The following is a 12,803-nucleotide window of genomic DNA, read 5'->3' as shown; positions in this document are numbered from 1 at the left end:
TACCTGTTATATTTTGGTTTGATGACGCAAGCCTTTCGGCGTTAATAAACGATTTAATCCCAGAAGTGATAAGTTAACGATAATGACTAGCAACGATACCGGAATGGCACCTTCCAAGATGGTGTTTGTGTTGATCATGGCAATCCCACGTGTAATGATGTCCCCTAAACCTCCTGCGGCTATATAGGTTGCAATTGTAGCTAAGCTGATGGTTTGTACGGCTACTAAACGAACGCCTGCCATGATGAAGCTTCGCGCGATAGGTAATTGAACCATCCACAGAATTTGCCACCGAGTCATCCCCATCCCTGTACCCGCTTCAATTAAAGATGGTGTCACACTCGATACTCCTACATAGGTGTTTTGTAAAATAGGGAGCAAAGCGTATAAGGTTAAAGCTATTATCGCCGGCTTCGTACCAATGCCAACTAACGGGATCATAAATCCGAATAACGCTAAACTTGGAATCGTTTGTATTACTGACACAACCGTGATTACCCCATTTGCTAATCGCTTGTGTGCCGTAAGATAGATGCCAAAGGGAATAGCAATGAGGCAAGCAATGATGACTGAAATAAGGGACAATTCGATGTGCTCACCTGTCTTCTGCACAATCTTAGGCCAATCGGCCTGCACCGTATTCCAAAATTGATTCATGCAATCACCTCTTTTCTTTCAGCTGAATGGGCTATCGCTTTAATAAAGCTTGTTTGTGTTATGGCTCCAAGCAAACGCTGCGCTTCATCCACAACTGGCACAATGTGATAGTTGTTCAAAAGGCTGAATACTTGCGCTATCGGTGAATGTTCGCCAATACTAGGTACGTCCGTTCGCATAATATCAGCAACTCTTGTTATGGAACTGTTCGCCTCACTAACGACTCCCTGACTGAGATCATCAATGCCCACAACACCAAGGAATTTATTCTCCGAACAGGTTACGATGATGTCTCTCACCTGGTTATCTTGAAGTTGACGCAATGCTTCTGAGATGCCTACATCTGGTCTTACAGAGAGAATATTCTCCCTATTATTCATAACACTGACGACAGTCCGTTCAGCTACCACGGGTTGGAATTTCTCTTGCCCTACGAATTCACGAACAAATGCTGATGCAGGTTGTTTTAATAACTCCTCTGGCGTTGCAGCCTGAACGACTTTGCCTTCTTTGAGCACGATAATTTGATCAGCGATCTTCAGCGCTTCATCGATGTCATGCGTAACGAAAACAATCGTCTTTTTCACATGTTTATTAAGATGTATCAGTTCCTTCTGCAATTGGAGACGACTTATCGGATCTAGTGCGCTAAAAGGCTCATCCATCAAAATGATGGATGGATTTGCTGCAAGTGCCCTAGCAACACCAATTCGTTGCTGCTGTCCTCCACTTAATTCATGCGGGTATCTTTTGCGAAACAAAGTAGGGTCTAGTCCAATAAGTTCAAGAAGCTCTTCCGTACGAGCAACAAGTTGTTTTTTCGACTCACCTTTCAACCTGGGAACGATGGAAATATTCTCCTCAATGGTCATGTGCGGAAAAAGGCCAATCTGCTGAATCACGTATCCGATATTCCTTCTTAGTTCAACCGGATCGAGCGCTCCAATATCCTTCCCCTCTAGTAAAATTTGCCCCGCCTCGGGTTCGATCAAACGATTGATCATCTTGAGAATCGTCGTTTTCCCACATCCAGAAGGACCAATAATTGTTACGATTCGTTCCTTGGGAACCGTTAGATTAAAGTTCTCCAGGACAATTCCCGCACCGTAATTTTTGCTTACTTGCTTGAATTCCAAAGCGATACCACTCATATTGCTCCATCCTTTCATAAAAAATAAAAGGCCTCACTTTCCTTTTCAGGAAAATGAGACCTCCAACCGCATGGTTGATCCCTTGTAAACATTATTAACATGTGATAACAAATAACTGTAATTCAATATTATTATGACTATCTCCCCTTTGTCAATCATTATTTCAAGTAATCCAATCGGAATTAATTGAATTAAAACAAAAAAAGACTTCCTGTGACCAGGTCAGCCTTCATCATCCCTATTATTTAGCTATTGAAAGACATATAAGAACAAATTAGACGACTTCACTTGCATTAAAAAAGTCAAGCGCAGAGCGGTACCATTGAGGCTCCGGCTCTTTTTCCCCATCTACAAAAACTGCATCAACTCGCTCATTGTAAAATGAATATAAGCCCGCGATTTTTGGAATTTCTGGAATCGGATTGAGATAACTCCACACGATATTCTCGTATAATTGCCCCTCAACCGTAGCGTTCAAATAAGAAGCCGTACCTTTATAGGGGCAGCTTGTAAGCAGTGACGATGCCGTCAATACGTCCTCACGAATATCTTCCTTCGGTAGATAATAGCGAACAGGAACACCCGTCTCAAACACGATAACCGGTCGTTTGCTATCAGCGACAATAACACCGTTCAATTGAATCTGTATATGGCGTGAACTAGCAATTGCATCCACACGTTTATAAGGATCACGTGGATGTACGAAGATTTCTTCTTCTTCCTCAAACCATTGATCTACTTTGTTCCAATAAAACGCATAATACCCTTGAATCGCTTTAGACTCAGGAATCGGATTCAAATAGCTCCAGACAGCATTCTCAATGACTCGCTCCCCCACCTGAATACTCCAATAAGAAGCATCCCCTTTTAACGGACAATGGGTGCTGTGTAAACTTGGTATTAGCAAATCCTTACGAACATCCGATTCAGGGAAATAATAGACGGGAAGATGGCCTCGCTCATGTAGCGTCAGTACACCTTTGCTGTCTGCAATTGTTTCACCACCAACTCGGATACGAACCCATCGTGGATTCAACTCTACTTTAATGTTCTTCTTAGAAGTGTCTAATGTTTGGCAAGATTGCTCCTCAGTTGATGAACTACTCATTGTAAAACCTCCTTAATTTGTATCGTATTTAGATAATTAATTATCACTATTAGATAATATCATCATTCCAAAAATTTGACAATAATTATTCCGATTAAACACATAGAGATTGTTCTCTCCTATAAAAAGAAAAAAACCTAGGCTAGTGCCTAGGCATAAATCTTACCTGCTGAACATTATTTACTACTTATAAATCTTTACATTATCCACATTTGTAGTACCTGTGTTTGCATCCGCTGCATAGAATTCTATTTTGCTTATATCTGTAACAGCGCTTCTAAGTGCAACCTGACTAAGCTTCTGAACACCATTGATATACAAATCAAATTTATCTGTATCCGTATTGATGACTAATTTAAGAGCATACCACGTTCCTGCTGTAAACGTTTGTACCGTTTGCCATGTTCCATTGATGTTCACCTTAATATTGCCATTATCAAATGCAAGCGTTTCTGCCCCAATTCCATTACTGCTAGTGATATAAGGCATACACCACCAATTCGTGGTAGCATCTCTTCTGACTCTTGCTTCTACTGAAACCGTACCACTGACTGGACCAAACGTCTTATACATGGACGTCTTTTTACCAAGGGTCGTATCAGATTTACTTATCGATACACTTTTATCCGAAGAATCCGGCACATTCTGTACTGTTACTGTACCTACAGTTGTGTCTAAGACCCATCCCGAAGGCGGATTGCCTGTGGTCGTGCTGTTAAACTCATCATCGATATATTGGGTACTCACTTTATCAAGTTTGAAATAGTCGACAGCAGTCGCATAATTTGTAGATGCTGAATTCTTATCCGTTACTGTAAACCTAAAGCTATGCATGCCAGCACTTAACGTCATTGTACCCAAATCTACCTCTTGATAGGACAATGTCGAGCTATACGCGTCAATCAGTGAACCTTTGGGGATACCATCAATGGTTAATTTGGTAATTCCTCGGGAAGGACCTTTTTTAACGCCAATCTTAATGTTATAGGTACCAGCAGTGGCAATGTTCACGTTATTATATTGCACATATTCATTCACTGCTTGTAACTCAGCACTACTCCAGTGATCATTACTTGGACCAGTGAGCTCAGCTACAGCTGTTAATGTACGACCCGCAGTGATGTTAGCTCCACCGTTAAAGTTTTCTGTTTCATAGATCGTACTGCCGTCAGAAGAAATCGTACCATGAACTCTAATAATTGACATGGAATAAGCTTCAGATGAATAATTGATGAGATTACCGCTTATGCTCGTCGTGGTTGTTCCTGTATCAACTTCATTTAAATCTGTACTCAGTCCGTAATCAAGCCCATTTAGGTACCTACTATCTCTAGCGTCCTTATTCCCTGCAATTTTTGGTTTTAAGTAAGTCACATTTGCAGTAGGAGAAATATTCGTCATGCCATTGATTGAAACCGTACTGTTGATAACGTTGGCGCTATTATTAATAAGCTTTAGAATTAAATCTCCGGTTTCTGTATCTTTGCCTGCTACAACCACAAGATTGGCATCTCCTGATTGTCTGAAATTCACATTATAGTCGGCCAAATTTGTGTTCCACATCTTCTCAGCATGATAATAATTCGTTTTAAACACATTCGCATTATCGAAATCCATTACTTTCCTTAACCCTGTAAAGGCGGACATGTTTAGAATATCGCCATTTTTCTCGAATACGGCTTTATCTTTCGCTGCATCAAGAGCATCAATTATTTTACCATCCCTGATATTGGATCCATATTCACCTAACATAACCTGTGGTCTGGAACGGTCATAGCCATTAATGAACTCGATCCATCCAAGACTACCTTGAGTAAAATAATAGTGGTCATCCACACCCCACGCTCCTAAATTCGTGCTAAAGTTATAGAGGGAGTGAGAGTCACTTGCCGTTACAATCAGTTTGAGGGCAGGATACGCTGCGTGAACAGCATTATATATTTTGGTAATATCAGCTCTTGCATTCGTGCTGTCATGCTCCTCATTTCCCAGATTGAGGTACTGAATGTTAAACGGTGCCGGATGTCCCATAGCGGCACGTTTGGCCCCCCATGTTGAAGTAGCGCTGCCGTTGGCAAACTCTACAAAGTCCAGTGCATCTTGTGTAAGCTGCGCCATTTCTGGACTATTAGGGTCTAGCGCACCGGCAAGGTGTGTGACACCAACTGGAAGGACAGGTACGGCAACCATTCCGATATCTTCACTTAGCTGCAGATACTCATACATGCCAAAACCATTGGTTATATGGTCTGTCGTCTCATACATATTCCATTGCGAGTTGTTGTACTCCTTACGCCCTTCAATAGGACCTATTTGATCCTTCCAGTTATATTGGTAATAAGAACTATGGATGATGCACCCACCTGGAAAGCGCAGAAAACTAGGATGCAATTCCTCAAGCGCAGCTCCCAGGTCTGCTCTAACGCCATTCGGGCGATTTTTATAAGTTACACTTGGAAATACCGAAATAAAGTCCAGATAGACATCACCCGTCCCTTTCGCCAATACGACCAATTTGGCATTTGGATCCGTGGCATTAACCGTAATGCTGCCTGTATACTTAACCCAATCCGTAGTAATAGAATTTATGGTAGCCGTACCATAATCTGCACCTGATTGATTAGCGAATCCTACCGTTATTGATGAGTTGTAATTGGATCCTCTTTTGGCATAAAGTGAATAATTATAAGTAGCTCCCGATGTTACACTAATTCCGTACCACCCGCCATTGGATAATCCCACGCCATTTCCTGCTGCAGTAACATTAAAATGCGCATAATGTGTATTTACAAAGTTCAGGGGGCTGGCATTTTCCACTGTAATGGTTCCAGCACCGCCATCCCGGTAAAGCTGTGTCCATCCTCCTAAGGGATGATTATAGGTCCCCCCGTCTCCAGAATTAAATTCAAATGAGCGGTTAATAACCTTCTCTGCGTATAATCCCCCATCAACTTCGTTATGGAGGTCTTCAACGAATGCACCTATCAAAAGCGGCGAGACTTTGTTACCCGTAACATTCGCATTTACGTCAACACTTGCTGTTGTTGTAGCCGCGTAGACAGGCTCGCTGACTCCTGTTACCCCGACACCAATTACACTAAGCATCATTGAAACCATTAAGATTATTGAAATATAATTTCTGACCCCCGTTTTTACTTGCATGCCATTTTCAGTCATCATATGACCTTCCTTTCCCACATTTATTTGGTATGAAACAGTACGTCCTCCCATCAGATCCGGAGCTTATTCAGTTCCGTTATTTATCTAATTTCATAGAAGCCGTTGATTGAACAACAGCTTCTATGAAACGCTTATTTCCTCATTATTTATGAGTCTTATTGTACCAATCTGTTGCTTCCTTAATCGCTTGGTCTCCGCCTCGCTTCTTCCAATCTTCAACGAATTTATCGAAGGAATCTACAGGATCCTTGCCCGTAATGATTTTCGCAGCCGTTTCTAACCACAAGCCATCTCTTCCAAGTTCAGGATGCGTTTGCAGGGTTGGTAATGAAGGCATGCCCAGTGAATCATTTTTACGGCCTTCTTTGGAAGCAAGATCTATGGCTTTAAGCACCAAATCCCCAGCAGGACGATTTTTCATAAACTCTGTATCCGACAAATGAAGAGGACCTACCATACGTAACCAAGTTAGATGCATTTCTTCACGGTAAATGTCTTCTTGCTTCGCCGGATAGTTGTACTTAATTTTGCCGCCATCCATCGTATAGTCCTTGCCTTCAATGCCATAAGTAAGGAATTTCTGTGCTTCGTCACTATAGAACCAATCCAAAAACTTGATGATATTTTCTGGATTTTTAGTCGTTTTAGGAATAACCCATACGTTATTTCCTACAGTCGATCCAATACTATGACCGCCTTTGCCGTCTGGACCGATTGGGGATGGAATGATCTCAAGTTGAGCACTGGCCGATCCTGCCTTGATCTCGTTTGACCACTTGTCAGCAAGACGCGGAGCATGTATCCATAACCCCCCGATACCTTGTGCTTTGATTTTAGCATCCCATACAGCCCCTTTTTGTACAAACACCTCGTTATCTAAAAGCTTTTCTTCGTACAGCTTCCGGTAAGTTGCCAGTGCCTGCTTCATCTGTGGACGAATGAGATTAGGTATTAATTGACCATTCTCCAGCTTCCAATCGCTTGGGATTGCGTCATAGGCTCCAAAGAACGCTTCTGTAAACGCTAGCTTCTCACGCCCGGTGAAAGGAATTTCGTCTTTTTTACCATTACCGTTAGGATCCTTATCACGGAATGCCCGCAACATATCCAAGTATTCGTCTATCGTTTTTGGTGCCTTTAATCCCAGCTTATCCAGCCAATCCTTGCGGACCATCATGACGAGGCCGTTTGGCGTCGCGTTGACAGAAGGGATCCCGTAGATTTTACCGTCTTTACTTACACTTGCGAATTCCCAAGCTTCTTTTGAAATGTTTTTTTTCAGGTTCGGACCATATTTGTCGATCAGGTCGTTAAGCGGAATAATGACTCCCGTATCTACAGCGGGTGCTACTTCCGGTTTATTAATACCGTGGGTTTGCAAGAGATCCGGCAAGTCTCCGCCCGCAAAGAGCAACGTTAACTTCTGATCAAATTCAGCGTGTGGAATAAGTTCGAGTGTTACATCTGTTTTGGAAATTTCACGAAGTTTCTTCGTATATTCATCCTCGTTGATGTTCGGAGATCCCTGGATGTACTGCAAGCCTTCGGTACCAATTCCTACTTTAAACTTCGCTGGAACAGTCGCACTCTTGGTTGGTACACTTGTACTCTTCGGTGGACTTTGTGTTGATGTTGCACTGTCGTTAGAAGAGCAGCCCACAAGCGTACCTGCAACTGTTACTGCTAGTGCTGCCGTTGTCCATTTTTTGTTCATTTGACCTTCTCCTTTTATTTGTATTTTTGTCTTTGTTTCTATGATTAACCTTTCACCGAACCAAGCATCGCACCTTTTATAAAATGCTTCTGGACGAAAGGGTAGACAAACAATATTGGAAGCGTGGCGACCATGATGGTAGCCATTTTGATGCCCTCCGCTGATTGCAAAGTTAGACTGACGCTTTGGGCGACGCCTTGCGTATCGCCTTCGACTAATAACTGCCTTAATTTCACTTGCAAGGGATACAGCCCAGGGTCCCGGATGTAGATGATGGCACTAAAGTAACCATTCCAGTGTCCGACTGCGTAAAATAACCCAACCGTGCTAAGGGAAGACATGGATAAGGGCAGCACCACACTCCACCAAGTCCGATATTCGCCGGCTCCATCGATTTTGGCGGCATCCACCAAACTCTCGGGAATTTGGCGAAAAAACGAAACCATGATGATCAAATTAAACGCACTGATCGTCCCCGGGATAATGAGTGCCCATAGCGAATTGAGCATGCCTAATGATTTTACAAGCAGATATCCTGGTATAATAGGCACTTGAAAAATCATCGTAAAAACAACAAGAAGCAAGATAAAGGAGCGACCTTTAAGCTCGTTTTTGGCTAAGGCGTAAGCCATTAACGAAGTTAATAACAAATTGAAGGCAGTGCCTCCGACCGTCAGCAACGTCGTGACGCCGAAGGATTTCCAAATCGCCATATTTTTAAGAACCCCAATATAGTTAATCCATGTAAAATCTACAGGGAATATCGTAACCTTTCCTTGTGAGAGCGCAGTTCCTGAGCTTAAGGATCCAGCTACGATATGTAGAAATGGAAGAAGCATGGCGCAGCTTGTTAGGATAAGTATCGTATAGTTAAGGAAAGCGAAAACCTCTCGCGAGAAAGTTGGTTTTTTTGTCATTGAAGAGCCTCCTTCCTTTAATAAATCGAATTGCCGGTTGTTTTTTTACTGAGCTGATTCGCTCCTACAACTAAAATGAAACCTATGACGGATTTGAACAGCCCGATTGCCGTTGTATAGCTATATTGGCCACCAAGTAAGCCGATACGATAAATATAGGTATCAATAATCTCACCTGTAGAAGTGACAAGCGGATTCATCAGCATGTAAACCTGCTCAAAGCCAAGATCGAGAATGTTACCAATCCTAAGCAAGAGCAGCACCATGATCGTAGGCAGTAGTGAAGGTAGTGTAATACTGATCACTTGCACCCACTTGCTCGCGCCATCCACCTCGGCAGATTCATATAACTCTGGGTTAATGCCTGCTAGTGCGGCCAGATAAATAATTGTGCCCCAGCCTACTTCTTTCCAAATCCCTGAGGTCACGACAATTGTGCGAAAATAGTTAGGCTCTTGCATGAAGAAGATCGGTTCCCTGCCCATCATGTGAAGCACATCGTTCAGCATGCCTGAGGTCGGTGACAGGAAGTTTATGACAAGCCCCCCAATAATGACCCATGATAAGAAGTGAGGCAGGTACAACACGGTTTGTATGATTTTTTTGAAAAAGATCTTTCTTACTTCATTCATGAGAAGTGCCAGAATGATTGGAGCTGGAAATCCGATGACAAGTTGATAGATGCTAATTAAGAATGTATTCTTTATCACCCTCAGAAACTCCGGATACGTAAACAAATTGATAAAATGTTTCATTCCGACGAATTTGCTGCCCAAAATCCCTGTGAACACGCTATAATCCTGAAAGGCAATGATGATGCCCGCTAAAGGTACGTATTTAAATAAAATAAAGAAAATAAGTCCAGGGAGTACCATCGTATAGATCTGCCAATATTTAACGACATACAGCTTGGGTTTCACTGACGGCCGTGCCGTTAGCCCAGCTGCTTCTGCCCCAATTCTCTCTTCACTGACATTCATTGCTTCATTTCTCCTCTCCGTATTCTTGTGTTAGCCCCTCTGTAGGCTTTTTATTTTGCCTTAATTACAACTTTATTGTATACGGTTACAAGGTGCTAAGACCATGTGATCTCTTGCGAAAGTTGTGTTTTAATATTGTAATTGGTTGCGTTTTCAAATGAAAAGGACCATTCAGTTAAGAACGGTCCCCTATGGTTCGCTTAGTTAACAATTAGCTAGGAGCTAATCTCTCTTTTTTTGTATTCATTGGGTGACAAGCCAGAATACTTCTTGAATGTTTTCGCAAAATGCGGATAATCCTCGTAACCAACCGCCAGAGCGGCGTCTGAGGTTCTTATACCTGGAGCCTTCAGCAACTCCTTCACTTTCTCCATACGCAGCTTAATAACGAAATCAGTGAAGCTTAGTCCTAGTTCATCTTTAAAACAGCGACTGAAATAAGACAGTGACATCCCTGACTTCTCCGCAGCTTTCTGCAAGGAGATATCCTCATTGGCATAATTCTGAACAATAAATTCAATCGCCTTCGCAATCGATTGACGCTGACCCCAATTTCTGGAGGATCTAACCATATCCGCCAAGGCTTGCACGCAGCCTCTTGCTTGAGCGAGCCATCCCTCCATCGGCATGTCATTCCCCCCTGTCAGAAACGGCTTGCTCAACTCGGACATGCCACCGCCTGAGCGATGCTGGAGTTCCACCTCGACCATGGTCAACAGATCTTCCGTACAACTTCGAGCGACCTCATTGGAAGCACCCTCTTCCCTAAGCTTTTGAACCATATCGCCCATAAGCCGCAGTGCCTCTTCTTCGTTTAACCCCCATAGTTGCTCCGATACGGCCTCGCTTCGCGCTTTGGATTGCTTTACCCATTGGCTTCTACCTGTAGCTAATTTATATTTTTCCTTGAATTTGCCATCGATGCTTGCAAGAAGTTCGTATAGCTGGTCCTCTTTAAGCGGCTTGAGCAAGTAGTCGGTAACGTCTTGCCGAAGCGCCTGTTGCGCATAAGCAAAGTCATCATACCCGGAAATGATAATGGTATCCATGTCCCATTTCCTTCTACGTACCTCTCGAATCAGCTCCAACCCATCCATGACTGGCATCGAGATATCGGTAATCAGCAGATCAGGACGCAGCTTCTCACATAGTGCTAGCGCTTCCATACCATCATCAGCTTCACCGATGACTTCAAAGCCATAGGGACTTTCGGCGATGAGCTTAGCTAAACTGCGTTTAATCATAATCTCATCGTCTACAATGAGCACCTTATACATGTTCGGCCTCCTTATTTGTTGTCAGTAGTGTATTTAAGCATCAGTTCTATGATGGTTCCCGTCTCATTCGACTTGGCAATATAAAGACCACAAGGCGATCCGAAGGAGAGGCGAATTCGCTGATGCACATTCCAAAGTCCGATCGACTCCGAAGAGCCATCTGTTCGTACGTCCGAATCTTTATGAGAATTAATCTCATTGCTATTAAACGCTTGATTATACTCATTTTTCAGCTCATTGTCCATGCCTCTGCCCTCATCCACAATCCGAAGCAAATAACCTTCCTCTGAATGTTCTCCTATAATGCCAATATAGGTAGGCTTGATTCGATGACGTTCATAACCATGCTTGAAGGCATTTTCTACAAGAGGTTGAATCATGAGCCGAAGCGCTAATACGCTGTGGATATCCTCATCATGTATCTTTAGTTCTACGCGTAGCGATTTAAATCTCTCCTGCTGAATTTCAAGGTAGGTGCTAATATAACGAAGCTCCTCCTTCAGTGTTACTGATTGCTGTGGATGACCGATACTATAGCGGAAAATATCGGCTAAGGAAGTTGCCATTCGACTAATCGGTTTAACTCCCTCAATAATGGCATACGAATTTATGATTTCCAACGTATTGTATAGAAAATGTGGATTGATCTGGGATTGCATGACGAGAAGTGCCGATTCTCGTTGCCGCAGCTCCATCTCAATCTCTTTTTGCCGAGAATGTTGGATCTCACCAATCAATCTTTGGATTTCTTCAACCATCCGATTAAAGCTTCGATTTAAGCCCCCTATTTCATCGTTCCGTTTCTCTGGCGCACGGACATGTAAGTCCCCTTCTTCCGCTCGGCGCATCAACCGCCGCAAATGCGACAGCGATTGCGTAAGATACACAGAGAAGCCTCCCACCAAAAATAAGGCCAAGCTAACCAGCAACAACCCCACCCAAACCGTTACATTACGCCAGCGAACAAGATCGCCATTCAGTTCATTCAGCGGCACTTCCGAAACAAGTGTCCACCCGGTCAAAGGAGAACGGTCGGCAAGGATCAGCTTTTTGATGCCGTTAATCATGACGACAGAGTACCCATTTGGCTCATTCTGCGTCAACGGTATGTTCTGCAGGTTGACGGCCTTTCCCCACTTTTCCTTATCGGGGTGATACACGACCTTACCGTCTTGGTCCATAATCCATACAAAACCACTTCTTCCGAGTTTAATTTTATCGCATATTTTAATAATCTCGTTCAATCTTACATGTACAACCAGCATGCCTGTCGACTGATAAGAAATTGTATCCACAAATTTTCGGATAATGGTCAGCACCGTTGTAGACTCCGTCACTGACAAACCCGTAATCTTGTAATTCTGGTCGCCTGTCAGCATATCCTTGTACAGATCATAGCTAGCCTTGGCAGCAATCGCATTATTATTGGTTGTCACCATCCCGTTCTTAGATACGATGGATAATCCATAAATATCCGTGCGACCAAACACGATCGTAGGAAACAACTCATCGGATATTTGTTTATTATTAACAAAACGTGCATATTGATCATTAGGATCCAGCTTCATGAACGTTTGAATTTGAGGATGCAGCAGCAACGGATAGGTCACACGCTGCAAATCCCCAAAATAAGAATCAAGCTGCCCATTAATTTGCCGAACCAGTTGATCACTATAGCCTATCGCATTCTTCTCAATACTCTCGGTTGAGCTTGAATACCACACGGTGCCAAAAGCGAGTAAGGGAACGCATAGGAAAAATAAAATAATGCATACGAGCTTCGCATTAATTGATAACGCTTTCCTTTTTATCATGAGGA

The 12,803-nt window shown here is 43.0% G+C and carries 9 protein-coding genes; all 9 read right to left on the bottom strand.

Translation table 11 applies throughout. From position 1 onward, the window contains the following. Positions 1–6: 6 nt before the first annotated feature. Positions 7–657, bottom strand: coding sequence for an ABC transporter permease (locus HQN88_RS12375; protein ID WP_173111789.1), 651 nt, complete (start codon positions 655–657; stop codon positions 7–9). Beyond that, the gene (locus HQN88_RS12370; RefSeq protein ID WP_173111786.1) at positions 654–1,808 is read right to left on the bottom strand and encodes a betaine/proline/choline family ABC transporter ATP-binding protein; all 1,155 of its coding nucleotides are present in this window, start codon (positions 1,806–1,808) and stop codon (positions 654–656) included. Before HQN88_RS12370 ends, HQN88_RS12375 begins: the two co-directional genes overlap by 4 nt. Positions 1,809–2,082: 274 nt before the next feature. Next, positions 2,083–2,916 (bottom strand): DUF427 domain-containing protein, encoded by an 834-nt coding sequence (locus HQN88_RS12365; RefSeq protein ID WP_173111783.1) that lies wholly within the window; start codon positions 2,914–2,916, stop codon positions 2,083–2,085. A 183-nt stretch (positions 2,917–3,099) separates the two neighbouring features. Further along, complete coding sequence (locus HQN88_RS12360; protein WP_173111780.1) at positions 3,100–6,096, bottom strand: hypothetical protein; 2,997 nt, start codon at positions 6,094–6,096, stop codon at positions 3,100–3,102. A gap of 142 nt (positions 6,097–6,238) precedes the next feature. Beyond that, positions 6,239–7,810 (bottom strand): extracellular solute-binding protein, encoded by a 1,572-nt coding sequence (locus HQN88_RS12355; protein WP_173111777.1) that lies wholly within the window; start codon positions 7,808–7,810, stop codon positions 6,239–6,241. A gap of 44 nt (positions 7,811–7,854) precedes the next feature. Then, positions 7,855–8,727 (bottom strand): carbohydrate ABC transporter permease, encoded by an 873-nt coding sequence (locus tag HQN88_RS12350; RefSeq protein ID WP_246320200.1) that lies wholly within the window; start codon positions 8,725–8,727, stop codon positions 7,855–7,857. 17 nt (positions 8,728–8,744) lie between these two features. Further along, positions 8,745–9,707, bottom strand: coding sequence for an ABC transporter permease (locus HQN88_RS12345; protein WP_173111774.1), 963 nt, complete (start codon positions 9,705–9,707; stop codon positions 8,745–8,747). A gap of 215 nt (positions 9,708–9,922) precedes the next feature. Continuing rightward, entirely contained in the window at positions 9,923–10,984 is a 1,062-nt protein-coding gene (locus HQN88_RS12340; RefSeq protein ID WP_173111771.1) for a response regulator transcription factor, read from the bottom strand. A gap of 11 nt (positions 10,985–10,995) precedes the next feature. Beyond that, the gene (locus HQN88_RS12335) at positions 10,996–12,798 is read right to left on the bottom strand and encodes a sensor histidine kinase (protein WP_173111768.1); all 1,803 of its coding nucleotides are present in this window, start codon (positions 12,796–12,798) and stop codon (positions 10,996–10,998) included. Positions 12,799–12,803: the final 5 nt, after the last annotated feature.

It is taken from the genome of Paenibacillus qinlingensis (assembly GCF_013204845.1).
In the GTDB taxonomy this organism is placed as follows: domain Bacteria; phylum Bacillota; class Bacilli; order Paenibacillales; family NBRC-103111; genus Paenibacillus_E; species Paenibacillus_E qinlingensis.
The sequence above is the reverse complement of the archived record's forward strand: the minus strand, read 5'-3'. Positions and strand labels throughout refer to the sequence as shown.